This is a genomic window from Paenibacillus sp. JT31N17 (assembly GCF_056269255.1).
The window spans coordinates 778016-793859 of sequence record NZ_JBWDNP010000002.1 but is presented as its reverse complement, the minus strand read 5'-3'; the positions used below and the strand labels follow the sequence as shown (position 1 = coordinate 793859).

15 protein-coding genes are annotated in these 15844 nt (G+C 49.4%); 3 read left to right on the top strand and 12 right to left on the bottom strand.

What is annotated here, in order from left to right; genetic code table 11:
- Window positions 1–9: 9 nt before the first annotated feature.
- On the bottom strand, window positions 10–1584 hold the full coding sequence (locus AC0YOB_RS10975; RefSeq protein WP_475792875.1) for a response regulator: 1575 nt from the start codon (window positions 1582–1584) through the stop codon (window positions 10–12).
- A 209-nt stretch (window positions 1585–1793) separates the two neighbouring features.
- Window positions 1794–2639, bottom strand: coding sequence for a helix-turn-helix transcriptional regulator (locus AC0YOB_RS10970; protein ID WP_475792874.1), 846 nt, complete (start codon window positions 2637–2639; stop codon window positions 1794–1796).
- 153 nt (window positions 2640–2792) lie between these two features.
- Here AC0YOB_RS10970 and AC0YOB_RS10965 point away from each other — a divergent pair, with 153 nt between their 5' ends.
- Window positions 2793–3536 (top strand): SDR family oxidoreductase, encoded by a 744-nt coding sequence (locus AC0YOB_RS10965; RefSeq protein WP_475792873.1) that lies wholly within the window; start codon window positions 2793–2795, stop codon window positions 3534–3536.
- 114 nt (window positions 3537–3650) lie between these two features.
- The gene (locus AC0YOB_RS10960) at window positions 3651–4451 is read left to right on the top strand and encodes an SDR family NAD(P)-dependent oxidoreductase (protein ID WP_475792872.1); all 801 of its coding nucleotides are present in this window, start codon (window positions 3651–3653) and stop codon (window positions 4449–4451) included.
- Window positions 4452–4692: 241 nt separating this feature from the next.
- Here AC0YOB_RS10960 and AC0YOB_RS10955 read toward each other — a convergent pair whose 3' ends face one another.
- The 9 genes from AC0YOB_RS10955 to AC0YOB_RS10915 form a co-directional block, all read right to left on the bottom strand.
- A complete protein-coding gene (locus tag AC0YOB_RS10955) occupies window positions 4693–5832 on the bottom strand; it encodes an exo-beta-N-acetylmuramidase NamZ family protein (RefSeq protein ID WP_475792871.1) in 1140 nt (379 codons plus the stop codon).
- Entirely contained in the window at window positions 5829–6533 is a 705-nt protein-coding gene (locus AC0YOB_RS10950) for a PIG-L deacetylase family protein (protein WP_475792870.1), read from the bottom strand. Before AC0YOB_RS10950 ends, AC0YOB_RS10955 begins: the two co-directional genes overlap by 4 nt.
- Before the next feature lie 2 nt (window positions 6534–6535).
- Complete coding sequence (locus AC0YOB_RS10945) at window positions 6536–7501, bottom strand: GNAT family N-acetyltransferase (protein ID WP_475792869.1); 966 nt, start codon at window positions 7499–7501, stop codon at window positions 6536–6538.
- A gap of 28 nt (window positions 7502–7529) precedes the next feature.
- Window positions 7530–8726 (bottom strand): anhydro-N-acetylmuramic acid kinase, encoded by a 1197-nt coding sequence (locus AC0YOB_RS10940; RefSeq protein ID WP_475792868.1) that lies wholly within the window; start codon window positions 8724–8726, stop codon window positions 7530–7532.
- The gene (locus tag AC0YOB_RS10935) at window positions 8727–9587 is read right to left on the bottom strand and encodes a carbohydrate ABC transporter permease (protein ID WP_475792867.1); all 861 of its coding nucleotides are present in this window, start codon (window positions 9585–9587) and stop codon (window positions 8727–8729) included.
- A gap of 18 nt (window positions 9588–9605) precedes the next feature.
- Window positions 9606–10508: a carbohydrate ABC transporter permease gene (locus AC0YOB_RS10930; protein ID WP_475792866.1), complete on the bottom strand. Its 903-nt coding sequence runs from the start codon at window positions 10506–10508 to the stop codon at window positions 9606–9608.
- A gap of 81 nt (window positions 10509–10589) precedes the next feature.
- The gene (locus tag AC0YOB_RS10925) at window positions 10590–12041 is read right to left on the bottom strand and encodes an ABC transporter substrate-binding protein (RefSeq protein WP_475792865.1); all 1452 of its coding nucleotides are present in this window, start codon (window positions 12039–12041) and stop codon (window positions 10590–10592) included.
- A 40-nt stretch (window positions 12042–12081) separates the two neighbouring features.
- Entirely contained in the window at window positions 12082–12996 is a 915-nt protein-coding gene (gene murQ, locus AC0YOB_RS10920; RefSeq protein ID WP_475792864.1) for an N-acetylmuramic acid 6-phosphate etherase, read from the bottom strand.
- A 210-nt stretch (window positions 12997–13206) separates the two neighbouring features.
- Window positions 13207–14070, bottom strand: a complete 864-nt coding sequence (locus AC0YOB_RS10915; protein WP_210037555.1) for a MurR/RpiR family transcriptional regulator — start codon at window positions 14068–14070, stop codon at window positions 13207–13209.
- A 321-nt stretch (window positions 14071–14391) separates the two neighbouring features.
- Here AC0YOB_RS10915 and AC0YOB_RS10910 point away from each other — a divergent pair, with 321 nt between their 5' ends.
- Window positions 14392–14685 carry a c2 calcium-dependent domain-containing protein 4C-like protein gene (locus tag AC0YOB_RS10910; RefSeq protein ID WP_475792863.1) on the top strand — a complete coding sequence of 98 codons (294 nt, stop codon included), beginning with the start codon at window positions 14392–14394 and terminating at the stop codon, window positions 14683–14685.
- A 165-nt stretch (window positions 14686–14850) separates the two neighbouring features.
- Here the strand turns inward: AC0YOB_RS10910 and AC0YOB_RS10905 are convergent, their stop codons facing one another.
- Window positions 14851–15666 (bottom strand): UTP--glucose-1-phosphate uridylyltransferase, encoded by an 816-nt coding sequence (locus tag AC0YOB_RS10905; protein WP_475792862.1) that lies wholly within the window; start codon window positions 15664–15666, stop codon window positions 14851–14853.
- Window positions 15667–15844 lie beyond the last annotated feature (178 nt).

Genomic DNA, 15844 nt, shown 5'->3' with positions numbered 1-15844 from the left:
GATGGCTGCTTACAGCAGCTTATTGCGGTATTCCGACGGCTTCATATGTTCAATCTTCTCGAACTGGTTGACGAAATAATCCGCACTGCTGAAGCCGACCTTCTCCGCTACCTCGTAAATCCGGATATCCGGCGATTGGCGCAGCAGCTTCTTCGCTTCATTGACCCGTATTTGCAGCAGGAAGTCATTAAAATAAATTCCGTATGTTTTCTTGAACAGCTGTCCCAGATACACCGGATTGATAAAAAAATGGGCTGCAATGCTTTTCAAGCTGATGTTGCCCGCATAATTCGCTTCAATGTAGCTGCGGACCTTCTGAATGCCGCCTCTCACCTGCACCTTTCTCAGCTCCGCGATATAGTCCTTGCTCTCCTCGACAAAACCGGCGAACAATCCCTTAAGCTCGCCAAGCGACAGGCTTAAATCATGCCATCCGACAATCGGGGCCATGCCCGCGAGGGACCGCTCATCCCCCTCCATGCTGCGGATGGCCTTGGTTATGCCGAGCACGCATTGGTGAATGGTCATTTTTACCGCTTCAGGCGCATACCTCTTCACGCGGAAATCCTGGAACAGCGCGTCGACCGCAAGCTTTACCTTCTCCGACTGCTGTTCCTCAATCTGCTCAATAAAACGGCTTAATTCGGCCGGGTCCATTCCTATGTAGTTCAGCGGCTCCGATTGCACCTGACCATAGATGACGATACGGCTGTCATCGTGGATATATTTGTGCAGCATGGCTTCCTTGGCTGTTATGTAGGATTGCCGGATATTCGCCAGCCGTTCAACCGGAGCGCCGGCATAAAGAAAAACACGTCCCCCGGCCTCGACAGACATCTTCTGCCGGAATCTTACGGCGAACTGCCGGATGTCCCCCTTGAACGGCACCAGTACGTGATCAGGCAGCAGGATGCCGATCCGGTTCCGGTGCTCATGCAGGTAGAGCGGCTGATCCCCTGCGGTCATATCCTGAAGCGCCTGCTGTACAAGCTCCTTGAAGCGTGCGGATGAGAGCTGTTCGCCGGGCGGCTTCCAGATATGGTTGTCGTTCAGCTCGGCGAACAGGTAGTACAAGCGATCGGCCTTGCCAAGCATGAGGCGCTGCTCCCAGTCGGCAATAAAGCTGTCATCCGCCTCTCCGAGAATGAGAGATTCGATCATGGCTCCGGACAACAGACGGTCATGGCGTACGCGCTCTTCCCGCAGCCTCCCGAGCCTGTCGTTCAATTTGCGCAGCGCATCGGAAAATTCATGCTCATCGATCGGCTTGACGATAAAGTCATGAACGCCGTAACGCACGGCCTGCTGGGCATATTTGAAATCATCGTAGCCGCTGATGATGATGAAGACGGGGCTTGCTTCATTCTCCTCCACGATGCGCCGGATCAGCTCCATCCCATCCAGCACCGGCATGCGGATATCGGTGATAACGAGATCGGGCCGAAGCCGCCGGATCAGCTCAAGAGCATCCTCCCCGTTGTCCGCTTCGTCCACGACCTGGAAGCCGCAAGCCTCCCAGTCGATCAGCTTCATCAAGCCTTTGCGGGTGAAAACCTCGTCATCCACCAGAATAACGCTGTACATGGATCAATCATTCCTTTCCGCTATTCTCTCTCATATAGTAACATCTACTCCGGTGCAGCGGACAATGAGGTCTCCATTTTATGAAAGGATTATATTCGAATATCCCTGCCGATTTCCTGGCACGTCAAAAAGGAGCCCCACTGGTCGAATGCGGGCTCCTGAATTTGACGAAAGCTCCTCAAGCGGCAATATTCCTGCCAGTCTGCGGCCTAGCTCTGCGCCTCGAGAAGTTTCCGTATCTTGTCCGTCGTCACTCCATCATGAAGGGGTACGTGAATCGAAATCTGAAGATCCCCGGCACCCATCGGCTGGAAGGAAATATGATCAAAGGCCAGCTTGCCGACAACCGGATGATTGATGATTTTATCGGCATCCGTGGTTTCCAGCACATCATGAAGCTGCCAAAATTCCCTGAACTCCGGACTGACGGCAGATAAAGCTGCGACCTGCTCGGACCACCAGGGATCATCGATAAAACGGGCATATTCCCTGCGGAACTGAGCCACCATACACCTCGCATGTTCTTCCCATTGTACCCCTTTGCGCTGCCGAAAATCCCCGGAAGTAAATGTAATCCACAGTAAATTCCGCTCCTGCCCCGACAAGCCTTCCATATCGCCGTTTACTGCGCTAAAAGCCTTGTTCCAGGCCATAATATTCATTTTGGAATCCATCGCGCAGCCGGGGGAAGTATGGAGATCCTCCAGAAAACGCTGAAGCACCGGAGTAACCTCCGTCTGCTGCCTCGGCTGCTCGGGCGGCGGCTGGCGGTGCGCCAGAAAAAACATATGCTTGCGCTCAGCCGCATCTAGCTGGAGCGCTTCCGCCAGACTTTCAAGCACCTCCGCCGAGACATTGATATGGCGTCCCTGCTCCAGGTAGGTATACCATTCCAGGCTGACTCCAGCCAGCATGGCCACCTCTCCGCGCCGCAGTCCCGGCGTGCGCCTGCGCCCGTCATCCGGCAAGCCTGCGCGCCCCGGTGTAATGCGTTCCCGCCGGTTGCGCAGAAAATCAGCCAGCTCGCTGTAGCGGTCAAATTCCTTTGTAGCCATAATCTTGGTTCCTCCAATCCGTGATTCCATTCCCAAGGAGGGTGGTAGTACGGGTTCCAGTATAACCGGTCCTCTCCCTATACAATATTGCTCATTATACAATAGCCTATGACAAGCCGCATCATAAATCAAACCTTGGGAGGAAAACATCTTATGAACATGAGCTCTAATACCATTCTTATTACAGGCGGCGCATCCGGCATCGGCTATGCGCTTGCGGAACGATTCATCCAGGCAGGCAATAAAGTCATCATCTGCGGAAGAAGAGCGGATAAACTGGCCGAAGCCAAAGCCGCTCTTCCCGAGCTTGTAACCTATACATTCGACGTATCCAGGGAAGAGGACCGCATCGCCCTGTTCAAGCAGGTGACACAGGAGCACCCGGAGACAAATATTCTCCTGAACAATGCCGGCATCATGCGCTACCAGGATTTCACCAAGCCGGAAGACTGGAAGGAAACAGTCTCCGAAATCGAAATTAATCTGGCGGCACCCGTTCATTTATCGCGTTTGTTCACGGAGCATTTGATGAGGCAAAAAAATGCCGCGATCATGAACGTCACTTCCGGACTTGCTCATGTAGCATTGGCTCTGACTCCTGTATACAGCGCAACCAAAGCCGCTCTTCACTCCTTTACCTTGTCTTTGAGACATCTGTTGGCCGGCCACTCCATCCGCGTCATTGAAATTTCGCCGCCCCATACCAATACCGATCTGGGAATTCCCGGCGGAAATGCCGTAGGCATACCGGTGGAGCTGTTCGCCGACGAGACGATGAAGGCTCTTGCTCTGGATGAAGATGAGATAACGTACGGCTGGTCCCAGCTGACGGCTCAGGCTTCGCGTGCGGAACGCGACGAAATGTTCAAGCAGGTGAACGCCAAAGCTTCGGTTTAAGTCTCTCCCCATGGGATTTTTACATCCGTTCAGGAAAGCTTTATTATAGAGATAAAGCTGCACGGCTGTTGCTCTCACTAAACAACGGCATGTGATAAACGGGAGGAAAATGAAATGGATTTGGGACTAGGCGGAAAAGTAGCAATTGTTACTGGAGCAAGCGCAGGGATCGGTTTTGCCTGCTCCAGGGCATTATTCCAAGAGGGCGCTGCCGTTGTCATGGTTGCGAGGGATCCTGACCGCACTAAGCAGGCAGTAGACGCGATTCTTTCAGGCCGCTCCAGGGAGGAAGCAGCCCGTATTATCACTGTAGCAGGCGATATGAATGAGCCGCAGACGGCTAAGCAGGCGGTTACCGCAGCGCTGGGAGTTAATGGCCGTATTGATATTTTGATCAATAATGCCGGTTCCGCCAAAGCGGGGTCTTTCTTCGAAATGCCTGAGGAAGCTTTTTTGGAGGCATGGAATTTAAAGCTGCTTGGTTACATCCGAATGGTGAAGGAAGCAGCGCCCCACATGATCAAACAGAGAGACGGGCGTATTGTTAACATTGTCGGCGGCGCAGGACGGACGCCAACCCCTGCATTCCTCGCGGGCAGTACCGCCAATGCGGCGCTGCTTAATTTTACAAGGGGCATTTCCAAGGAACTGGCGAAATCGAACGTCAGGATTAACGTCATTTCACCGGGCGCAACCAACACGGAGCGTGCGGAAAAGCTCGCCCGACAAAACGCGGAGGCCAACGGCATCACCGTCGAGGCCCAGAAAGCGGAAATGAACGCCGCGATTCCGCTCGGGCACATGGTCGATCCATCCGAAATAGCAGCGATGGCGCTGCTGCTTGTTTCCGATCATGTTCCTTCCATTACGGGCACGGAAATTGTCATCGACGGCGGACAGCAGCCGGGCGTTTGAACGACCCTTCTGCCGACCGCATAATTGATGCACAATACCAGATAAAAAAGGCACATGGCAGAGAAATCACGCCATGTGCCTTTTGCGCGCAATACTCACCGCCGTCTTGGTGCCGCCGCCATCCAATCCGGCAACATATCTATTAGGGGAGCGTATACCTCAAATTTCCCATGATCACGTCCTTGTTATCTTGACCTGCAATACTCACTCGACCGGAAGGGGCAATGTAGCCCTTCCCCCATCAATAAAGATGATAGTTCCGTTTGAGATTTGCAAAGTCACGGCTTTCCGCATGGAACTGCTCCAGCATAAACGCCAGATCCGCCGAATCGCCACTGTACAAATTATCCCCGCACAGCAAATCAATAAAAGGTCTGGCGTTCTCCCTTATTGGCGGCAGGAATGAAAATGGTTCATAGAACCTCCTGATTGTATACATAAGAATAACTCCCGTTTTTACAGCCTGGATGGTACGGGCATCTGTTACATGAAGCTGTACACCGCCACAAAGCTCGTCTTTATATTTGGAAGCCGTTGGTTTGAAGTAAACAGGTCGGAAAAGCACGCCGGGCAGCTTCATCCGGTTCATTTCATCCGCCAGCTGCAGGGCATTGATGAACGGTGCTCCTATGATTTCAAAGGGAAGCGTGGTTCCTCTTCCTTCAGAAATATTGGTGCCCTCAAATAAGCAGGTGCCGGAATACAGCAATGCCGTCTCAAAGCGCGGAATTCCCATGGAGGGCTGCACCCAGATACGGCCTGTGTCAGGGAATTGCATCCTCCGGTCCCAGCCGTCGCATCGCACGATAGTCAGCTTACCGTTCCAGTTCATCTGATCATTGGCCATTGAAGCTACCTCGCCAGGGGTCAAGCCATAGCGCACACAGAGAGGGTAATTGCCAACGAACGATTGATAGCCTGGCTTCAGAATATTCCCTTCCACCGTCACGCCATCGAGCGGATTGATCCGGTCGAGAACGACAAATTCCTTGCCGTTTTTTGCACAATCCTCCAAAGCGTAAAGCATGGTGTAGATAAAGGTATAATACCGTACTCCCACATCCTGAATATCGTAAACGACCATATCTACTCTCTCCAGCATCTCCTGAGTCAGCCGCTTGGAATCCTTCCGGTACAAGCTGTATACGGGCACGCCAGTAACCGGATCCTGATAGGTATCTACCATAGCCCCGGCTTCTTGGTCGCCGCGAACACCATGTTCTGGCGAGAACAGGGCGGCCAGGTTGAAATTCTCATGCAAAATCTGAATGGTAGCTGCAAAATCATTGTTCAATCCTGTAGGACCCGTAATCAGTCCCAACCGTTTGCCTTTGAATACATGGGCATATTGCGTTATACAGTCAATACCATTTCGGATCATAGCTGCCCCTTAAGGACACGCATACTTTCCTCCGGAATCATGAAGGTCTCCGCATACTCGTTTCGGGATTCGATGCCGCGGACTCTGGACAAATGCTTATAATATTCCAAATAAGGGAAGGATTTGCTTCCGGTCACAAACCAGTGCCGTGACACGGCCTTAATCCACAAATCATAAGCTTCTTGAGAGAAATCCACATATACATAAGGTACAAAGCCGACTGCGTCCTCCCAGTTCTCCGCATAATACAGCCTGGAGGCAAAGAAAGCGGGATTCTCCCGTTCCAGAGGGGCAAGAGCCGCATAGAAGCGCGCGTCGTTGACAATAAGATGAGTCGTCATATGATCCTTGTGCATGCTGTTCTTGAAGTGAGTGATAATAACATTGGGCCGCACTTCACGAATCACATCACATACTCGCAGACGCATCTCCTCGTTATCCTGCAGCTCTCCATCGGGTATCTCGAATACGATGGATTCACCGCCCAGCATCTCTGCGAAAGCTGCGGCTTCCCTGACCTTCTGCTCGCGGTACTCCCCCACATCTCTGCCTGCCGGAACTCCGCGTTCACCCGCTGTCAGCGCTAAAGTTACAATCCTGTCGCCGCTCAGCGCATGGCTTGCCAGGACGCCTCCAGCAGTCAGCTCCATATCGCCCACGTGACCGCCGACCGCCAATATCGTTAATTGTTGTTCACTCATAATCAGAGCTCCCTTCTCATCACAGCAAAGTGTTTGACCGTCCGAAAACCAGCCTTCTCGTAAATCCGGATGGCCGGATTGGTGCTGCCCGTATACAATGACATATACGTAGCTTGGATACGCTGAAATGCTTCACATAATTTAAAGAAAAGGATACTCCCCAGTCCGTGTCCCTCATGCTCAGGATGTACTCCGATTCCGGTAAAATAGCCTCTGCCGTTGTTCTGGCGTATGACTGGACCGGCGAAGCCGACTGCTTTCCCTTCATATACGGCGAATAGAACAGGCTCGCTGTCGGCGGCACATTGTGCTATTTCCCTCTTCCACAATGTATTATTGAATCCGTCCAGCATTTCCTCCACACCGCTGATCTCCTCTGATTTAAACAGTTCCACCCTGTAACCGTCCATGCCCGCTGCTGCTTCTTTGGCTTTCATATCATCAGGAACAGTGAAACCGGCAAGATTCAGATACATCGCACATTCTCTGGCACGTTCTGCATAACCCTGACTGAGCAGAAAGCGATAAAGCGCACTGTCTACCGGTACGCCGGGTGCGTTGTTATGCTCATGATGCGGGGTGTCCGGTATATACCAAGGCAATCGCATGGGATTAAAAAACATGAGCTCTGACTGCTGTTTACCCAAATACTTAAAACGGTTCTCCAAGGCCTCTAACATCATCTCGTACGTTTCATTGGTTCTACAATCGCTGGATAATACTATACAGGTTATATAGCCAGCAGCATGTCCCAAGGGCAAGTCATCGCCCGTACATCCACAGGCAAAGCCTTTAACCTGATCAGATTCCAGTAAAATAAATGTCGTTTCTTCATCAAAGTAGGGGCTGGACAAAAAAATGTCTGTGAAGCTGATTTCGGTAAGCTCCTTATATCCGTCTTTCATAGCTTCCTTGTTCCACAAAGATATAACCCCTTGAGTATAATGGCTGTCCCAAGACACAATCATGAAGCTATGCCTCCATTCAGGAAGGAATTTAATAAGAGATTTTCCCCAGAATCACTGCTCGCTGGGCTCCCGTGACGACAGGAAGATTGTTAGGCTGCGCAGCCATTGTATAATCGGCAAGCAAGGCGAAAGCAATCGCCTCCTTGGCATCGCTGTGATATCCAGCCTCTTCTTGAGTAACCACCTGCACATTCATAGACTCGAGCTCATGCTTTAGAAATTTCATCAGCACCGGATTATAGCTTCCTCCACCACCCACGATCATCATATCTGCTGGGTGGCGGTGGCGGATAAAACGGGAGTAAGCCTCTCCAATCGACCACGCAGTGAGCATGGTGACGGTAGCGACGATATCATCTGAAGATAGACTGTTCTCTTGTTGATAGCGAATCAGCCCATCGATATAAGATGTGCCAAACCGTTCTCTGCCCGTTGATTTGGGCAAAGGAAGGCTGTAATAGGCCTCTTGCTGCAGCATACGAAGAAGATCGCTATTTATGTCGCCCCTATGAGCTATGGCCCCTCCGGTATCCATCGTTTTTTCTCCGGGATATAAACGCGCCACCACGCCATCGATCAGCATGTTCCCCGGACCCGTATCAAACGCAAAAACCTGATCCGGGGTGCCGCCTGCCGGAATCACGGTAATATTGCCGATACCGCCAATATTCTGCAGCAGCAGGGTCCGATTGTCCTCCCGGTACAGCAGATATTCCGTAAACGGAACCAGCGGTGCCCCTTGCCCGCCGACAGCCATATCAGCCACGCGGAAATCCGATACGCAGGGAATTCCGGTTCGGGCAGATATAACCGCACCTTCTCCAATCTGCACCGTGTAATGAAGATTGTAACCATCCACATCATGCGCTTCAGGTGCATGATAAATCGTTTGCCCGTGGGAACCGATGACCGCAATGTCTTTGGACTCGAGACCGGCTGCCGCTATGACAGACAGGGCAGACTCCGCAAACAGCTCGCCTAGCCATACATTCATGCGTCCGACTCTGTCTATTGCCGCCTCCTTCGGATCAAACAAGGCAAAAATTTCTTTCCTGACTTTAGCCGGATAGGGCTTATTCTCAAATGCGATCAGGCGGACATGAGGCTGCCCGCCGGGAACACCGTTAATCTCAATCACGGCGGCATCGATACCATCCACAGAAGTACCGGACATCAAACCCACGGCATAGCGACAGTCATAAGCAGGCAATGACAAGCTGGCCATTTATCCTTTCACCGCCCCTACGGTAACGCCCTCCAAAAAATACTTTTGCAGGCTGAAAAACAGAATAAACATAGGAAGGGCGGATATCGTGGCGCCTGCCATCATCGGAGCGAAATAAGTTGTATTGGCGAAGCGGAAATTTTTCAAACCAACCTGAATGGTTTGCATATCCATTGTATTGGTAACAAGAAACGGCCAGAAGAAGGAGTTCCAATTATCCATGAACGTGAGGATTGCCATGACGGCCATGACGGTTTTGGATAAAGGCAGGATAATTCTGAGATAGATTTGCAGCTGGCTGCAGCCTTCTATCTTGGCGCTTTCTATAATCTCTTTGGGGATGGTGGTCATAAATTGTTTGGCAAGAAAAATATTATATACCGTAACCAGACCTGGCAGAATCAAGGCGCTGTAGGTATTCTGAATGCTAAATACATTGACGATCAGAATATACAAGGGTACCTGTGTCACTTGATAAGGAATCATCATGGAGCATAGCAGCAAAGCAAAGAGCCACGCTCTGCCTCTAAATTTAATTTTCGAGAATGCATAACCTGCCATACTTGCAAAAAATACATTTGAAATGGTGACGCTCCCCGCCACAATCAAGGAGTTCAAAAGCCATCTGACGGAATATTCGCTGTAATCGAAGAAAAACTTGTAGGAATCAAATGATATCTTGGTAGGAAAGAGGGAATAACTCATCGCACCTGCTTCAACGGGATCCCCCAAGGATGAAATGATCATAAAATAAATGGGGAATAACGTTGCCAAGGCAAAGATTAGAAGCAAAATGATGATCGCCGTATTTCTGATATATCTGATCTTATTGTTCTCTGAATGGTTGCTAAAGAGCGCCATCTATGATCCTCCTTCCCCCTAATATTCCACTTCTTTGCCAAGGAATTTGAATTGGACCAATGCTATTCCCGCGATGAGAAGAGCCAGGATCAAGGATTGCGCAGCCGCTTCGCCGAACTCGAAGTACTTGAATGCATTATTGAATATGAGCAATCCGACCATCGTAGTTGCATTATCGGGACCTCCGCCTGTCATCAAATAAGCGTTCTGAAACACCTGGAACGAACCGATAACACCGGTGACCAAGAGAAATAAGGTCGTAGGCTTCAGGCAAGGAATGACGATATACCAAAGCTTTTGCAGGAAAGACGCCCCATCGAGCTCGGCCGCTTCATAGTAGCTCCCGTCTATGCCCAGCAAGGCTGCCAAATAGATGATAATACTCGCACCATGACTGGATAGCCATGCCATAAACACCAAAGAGAACATGGATGTCGAGCTCGATCCCAGCCAATTCTGGTTGCCGATCCCAACCGAGTTAATCAATTGATTAAAAATACCTGACGGCATCGGATCAAAAATCCACAGCCATACAACCGATAAGGCAACACCTGAAGCAACTGCCGGAAGATAATAGACGGCCTTAAAGGTCGTCTGCATCCATTTCTTCAATGGAATAATCAGGATCGCCACGGCAAAGGACAGGAACAGGGCCACAGGCACGGTTAGAATCGTATACACAACGGTATTTTTGATGGATTTCCAGAATAAGGAATCCTGTATCGTATGAGCATAATTATCGAATCCAACAAAGGTGGATCCCAGCGGTTTATATTCCTGAAAGCTGATAACGAAGGCACTGGCAACCGGATAGGCCGTAAACATTGCAAATATGACTAAAGCTACGGCGATAAATGCATATCCCCAAGCTCCGTCTCCTTTTATTTTTCGCTTTTTTATGAATTTGCTTGAGTGAATCATACAGCTGCACCTCATTTCAGATATCCGGCTCGCTCATCCGGATAGCCGCATGCGGATGCACACGACTATCTGGTTGATTCCTTATTCCTGCATCACGCCGTCTTCGCCAAAGGCGTCGATTGCAGCGGTTTTTACCGCTTCATACATGGCTTCAGGCGTAATTTCACCAGCCAGCAGCGCCTGTAATTTAGGAATAATCACTTCATCTTCAATCTTGATGGCTTCGGCACCCAATTCAACAGGGATATCAGGACGGGCAGGCGTTGCATGCGAGAGCAGGGTTTCGACGGCTGCCACATTGTCGGGATTCCTGTTGATCGTCATGCTTTCAGCGGCTTTTCTCCCGCTTTCCGTAATATGCGCAACGAAAAGGTCATTATTGGTCGTTGCCGCAACACTGCCGCTTGCCAGGTAATAGGCTGCTTTTACGACATTGGCTTTGTGCTCGGCCGTCGGTTCCTTTTTGCCGCGGAAAGCGACATAACCATCTACCGCAACGCTGGACTGCGGTTCATTCCCCAGTAATGTAGGTACGGGCAGTACGATATAATCGACCGCTATACTTCCTTTTACGGCGCTGCCGTCGTTGGCTTCCAGCTTCTCGTTATTTTGGTTGGCGGAGTTCTCGAAGGTGGCCAGGCCCTTGCCCGTGATCATCGTCTGACCGGTCAGAAACATGTTCCAGCGTTTGCCCGCGTCGACGGAGCTGAGCTCTTTAGGCATCGAGCCGTCGTCAATAAGGGCCCGGACTGCTTTCAACACTTCCAGATAATTTTTATTGGTATAAGCGTATTTCAGATCTGTGGTGAATGCGGACGGCATGCCTGCATTTTTGATCAATACATTCAAATAGTCTTTGGATGTAACGCCAGCGGTTGCGAACACAAATCCGTAGCGACTCGTTTGGTCTCCGTCCTTAACAACGCCTTTTTTAATCGCTTCGCGGAATTGCTCGTAGGTCCAACCGTTTTTTTGAACATCTTTCCAGTCGATTCCTGCCTCTTCCATGAACTTCTTGTTTCCTCCCAAGGCGTGAGCCTCCATATACGCCGGGAAGCCATACAGACCACTGCCGTTTTTCATGTATTCCAGCGGAGTTTTATCGTAATCTGCGACCATTTCCGGTGTTGCCGTATCAGTGATGTCAATAAGCATTCCCTGCTGTACATACTTGGAAATCCCGTCCGAGCCGATGAACGCCAGATCAGGAGGGCTGCCCGCATTGACCTGCGTATCGAGCTTCTGTGTCATATCTTCCCAGCTGGCAGGCTCTATTTTCAAGGTGAGATTAGGATATAATTCATTGAACCCCTTCTCCATTTGAGCAAAATGTTCTTGAAAATTTGCGGAAACCGGGGGCAGCAGCGCCGTAATGGTGTCTTTCGCCTCTGTGCTTCCTGCGCTTGAAGTGTTGCCAGGGCTGGAAGCATTGCCATTATTGGAATTCGCATTATTGGATGAACATGCTGCAAGTGTGGTCAAAGACAGACTCAAAGCTAATACGGATGTCAGAAGTCGCATTTTTCTTTTCACAGAATATTGCCCCCTAGAAATCGGATTTTATAATTGTGGATTAAACAACTCGACTGAAATTGCGTATGGCTGCTTTCAGGTTTCCGCCAGATAGATCCAGTGCCCGCTTGGCATCCTCTGCCTCCAGGCTCGTTTTTATCATCATGATGGCAAGCTTGCAGCTCATTGAAGCCTTTTCCAGATATTTGGCTGCTGTTCCGGCGTCCGCGCCTGTTGCTGTCTGAATAATGCGGATAGAGCGGTCATTCAGCTTGTTGTTGCTTGCCTTCAAGTCGACCATAAGATTGTTATACGTCTTGCCCAGCTTCACCATCGAACAGGTTGTGAGCATGTTGAGAACCAGCTTCTGAGCAGTTCCCGCCTTCAGCCTTGTAGAGCCCGCAATTGCTTCAGGCCCGACAACAGGCGCAATACATACATCGCAGACATCCTCTATTCTGGAGTTTTTGTTGTTCACTACACCTATAGTTGCGGCACCAAGCTCTCTTGCCTTCTTCAAAGCGGCAATGACGAAATTTGCGCTCCCGCTCGCAGAAATGCCAATAACCGCGTCTTTATTCGTGACGCCGCAGCGCTCAATTAAAACGATCCCCTCCTCTGCATTGTCCTCAAATCCTTCAACAGCCAATCTCAAAGCAAGATCCCCTCCGGCAATATGTCCCTGCACCAGCAGAGGATCAACGCCAAAGGTGGGCGGGCATTCAGACGCGTCGAGTACACCTAATCTGCCTGATGTTCCGGCCCCTATATAAAACATTCTGCCACCATTTCCAAGCAGATGATGCAGAATATCAACCGCTTTCATGATTTGCGGAATTTCCGCAGCGACCGCTGCAGGAACCTTCGCATCCTCTTGATTCAGGAGCCGCAGTATTTGTTCTGTCGTGCTATCATCGATCATCAGCGTATCCTGGTTAATCTCCTCCGTTGTCAGTCCCGCGAGATATTCATTCATAGCCAATTCATTCTCCTGCCTCAGGTTATTGTAATGTCAATTTAGCTGACACGTATTCCATTTCTTAAGCTTATATTAAGGGGATGCCGGGATTCCGTCAATAGATTCTGAAATTAAATTTTATTTTAGAATTAATTTTTGTTTTTTAAATTCTTATTTGCGACAAAAAAAGACACTAGCTCTAAATCACTAATGTCAGTAACGTCCATCTTATTTCTTCTGCTTGCTTGCCAGGATGTTATGGGTCTTGGTCAGGTATTTTTTCACATTCTGGTATTCCGCACTCGCTACCCCCGCAAAAAGGATATCAATAATGGTAAGCATAGCGATTCTTGACCCCATAGCCCCGCTTCTTATGGTTAATTCCGGAGTTGAGATGCTGAGCACAATATCTGACTTTCCCGCTAATTCACTTTTGTTATATTTGGTAATGGCAATAATATTGGCTCCATTCCTCTTGGCAATTTCCAGCGAGTCGAGTATCTCTATCGTAGCGCCGGAATTCGAGATAAAGATGGCTACATCGCCCTTTCCCAAGAGGGTTGCGGCAGTGAGCTGGCTATGGCCATCGGTATAGGCGTGACACATCTTGTTGATCCGGGAAAACTTCTGTTCCCCATCCTGACAGGCCAGACCGGAGGCTCCAACACCGAAGAAAACAATCCGGTTGCTGGCACGGAGCGCTTTGACAGCACGGGCTACCTCATTCCGGTCGATGATGCTGAGCGTGTCTTCAATGGATCTGACATTGTTGTGAGAAATATTGGAGATGATGATGGACAGGTCGTCTCCTGGCTGGATATCGGTGTACTGATCCTTCTGTTCCTCGTCCATGGAGCCCAGTGATGCAGAGATGCTTACGATAAAACTGCGGTAACCGTTATAACCCATCGTTTTGCAGAAACGAAGAACGGAGGCATCGCTGGTTTTACTCAGTTTAGCAAGACCCTTGATGGAAAGATGGGGAATTTCCTCCAAATTGGTCAAAATGCTCTCAGCTACCATTCTCTCGACTGGCGTCAAGCTATCCTTCTTGTCCCTGATCTTAATCAGAATATTATCATTAATCGCCATTTAATTTTTTCCCACTCACCTTAAAATTCTACGAACCGGGCTTCACAAAATTCAACTTTATATTAAGTGTATTTACGCCAAAACACAAGATAAAGCAAATAAATATTCGGGAAACCCGTTTCACGTGTCTTGCATATTTATTTCATAAATATAAATCATAATGAAAATTATTTCTGTTTATAATCATTCAGATCTATTCATAGCTCAGAGTGAAAACTGGAGAGCGATATCTATTATTCTATAAAACCAACTGATGACCCGTTACGAGTACTAGTTTTCATTCATATGATACTAAATAACGTAAAGAGGAGGTAAATGTATATGCCATTAGGAAAGAAATCCAAAAAAAATGCTGAAGGCAGCCAAACTGGCGGCAGCAAGACGGCAGGCGATCAAACCGGGGGCAGCAAGACAGCGGGCAACAAGTCGGGCGGCAATCGGACAGCGGGCAACCGGACAGCGGGCAGCAAGTCGGGCGGCAACAAGACAGCGGGCAACCGGACAGCGGGCAGCAAGTCGGGCGGCAACAAGACAGCGGGCAACCGGACAGCGGGCAGCAAGTCGGGCGGCAACAAGACAGCGGGCAACCGGACAACCGGCGATGATATCGAGTAAGATCATACACATTTTGCGGTTATACGGTTCATAGATGACTTCTGGTTTCATCAGAGGTCATTTTTTTTAATCAACAAAAGCTCCTGGAAAGCGCAAATGACCCATCCAAAGTCCACTTCTGCAAAGTGTCCTTATTGCGGGTCACAGGTTGTAAACGGTTTCCGACTATTCAATTTTCCCTTGCTTCATCAGGTATGCGCAGCGTTGGATGTTCAGATATTCCTGCTCAATGCTGATATCGTACCACTTCTCAGTGAAGACGTAACCAAGCATCCTCCTGGATCGGCACATTGCGTTTAATGCTTCAGTCAGCTGGATTTCTCCCCCATTTGCTTCGATTTGTTCGAGATAAGGAAATATTTCCGGTGTCAGTACATATCTCCCCATAACGGCAAGCCGGGATGGCGGATTGATTTTAGGCTTTTCAATTATGGATTGAAGCTGGTAGACCTGAGATTCCAGACTCGTTCCGGAGACGACTCCATAGTTTTGAAGCAGTTCCTCCGCTACCGCTTGCAGTCCGATCACCGGACATTTGTATTGCTCGTACAAATGAATCAATGCCTGTAACGGTGAAGTCTGAGCCAGGCTGACTTGATCCGGAAGCAGAATGGCAAACGGGTCATATCCTGCGAACGCCTTGCCGATCTGAATGGCATGTCCCAGTCCGAGCGCATCCGGCTGTCGGGCATATTGAATGTACACCTTGGCCGGGCCAACCTTTTCAATCATATGTTCCTTGTGATGCTTGGATAAATGCGACTCCAGCTCAATCGAGCGGTCAAAGTAGTCCATTATCTCCGTTTTATTGCGGGAGAGAATGATTAGAATTTCCTGTATCCCCGCGTTTATGGCTTCCGATACGATATAATCGATCGCCGGCCGGCCGCTGATCGGGAACATTTCCTTTGGAACCGCTTTGGTTATCGGCAGATTTCGAGTCCCATAGCCGGCAGCGGGAATGATTGCTTTCAACACCATGGAAATCACCTCTTCCATTCAAATATTTTATTATTGTTAATTATCAGTATATAAAGAATTTCCTATTTGAAGCTTGTCCTCTATCAAAATCAGGCATCTGTATACACCCATTTTATAGAGTCCTTATTCAGGGCCCAATTTCATCCTTTTTGGATCATTAGCCGTGACGATTGTTGGA

Excerpts from the sequence above, each read along its gene's own strand:
- AC0YOB_RS10955 (WP_475792871.1), bottom strand. The coding sequence starts at position 5,832 with ATGATCCGAAATGGTATTGACTGTATAACGCAATATGCCCATGTATTC.
- AC0YOB_RS10945 (WP_475792869.1), bottom strand. The coding sequence starts at position 7,501 with ATGATTGTGTCTTGGGACAGCCATTATACTCAAGGGGTTATATCTTTG.
- AC0YOB_RS10935 (WP_475792867.1), bottom strand. The coding sequence starts at position 9,587 with ATGGCGCTCTTTAGCAACCATTCAGAGAACAATAAGATCAGATATATC.
- AC0YOB_RS10975 (WP_475792875.1), bottom strand. The coding sequence starts at position 1,584 with ATGTACAGCGTTATTCTGGTGGATGACGAGGTTTTCACCCGCAAAGGC.
- murQ (WP_475792864.1), bottom strand. The coding sequence starts at position 12,996 with ATGAATGAATATCTCGCGGGACTGACAACGGAGGAGATTAACCAGGAT.
- AC0YOB_RS10965 (WP_475792873.1), top strand. The coding sequence starts at position 2,793 with ATGAACATGAGCTCTAATACCATTCTTATTACAGGCGGCGCATCCGGC.
- AC0YOB_RS10970 (WP_475792874.1), bottom strand. The coding sequence starts at position 2,639 with ATGGCTACAAAGGAATTTGACCGCTACAGCGAGCTGGCTGATTTTCTG.
- AC0YOB_RS10915 (WP_210037555.1), bottom strand. The coding sequence starts at position 14,070 with ATGGCGATTAATGATAATATTCTGATTAAGATCAGGGACAAGAAGGAT.
- AC0YOB_RS10960 (WP_475792872.1), top strand. The coding sequence starts at position 3,651 with ATGGATTTGGGACTAGGCGGAAAAGTAGCAATTGTTACTGGAGCAAGC.
- AC0YOB_RS10905 (WP_475792862.1), bottom strand. The coding sequence starts at position 15,666 with ATGGTGTTGAAAGCAATCATTCCCGCTGCCGGCTATGGGACTCGAAAT.
- AC0YOB_RS10930 (WP_475792866.1), bottom strand. The coding sequence starts at position 10,508 with ATGATTCACTCAAGCAAATTCATAAAAAAGCGAAAAATAAAAGGAGAC.
- AC0YOB_RS10910 (WP_475792863.1), top strand. The coding sequence starts at position 14,392 with ATGCCATTAGGAAAGAAATCCAAAAAAAATGCTGAAGGCAGCCAAACT.
- AC0YOB_RS10950 (WP_475792870.1), bottom strand. The coding sequence starts at position 6,533 with ATGAGTGAACAACAATTAACGATATTGGCGGTCGGCGGTCACGTGGGC.
- AC0YOB_RS10940 (WP_475792868.1), bottom strand. The coding sequence starts at position 8,726 with ATGGCCAGCTTGTCATTGCCTGCTTATGACTGTCGCTATGCCGTGGGT.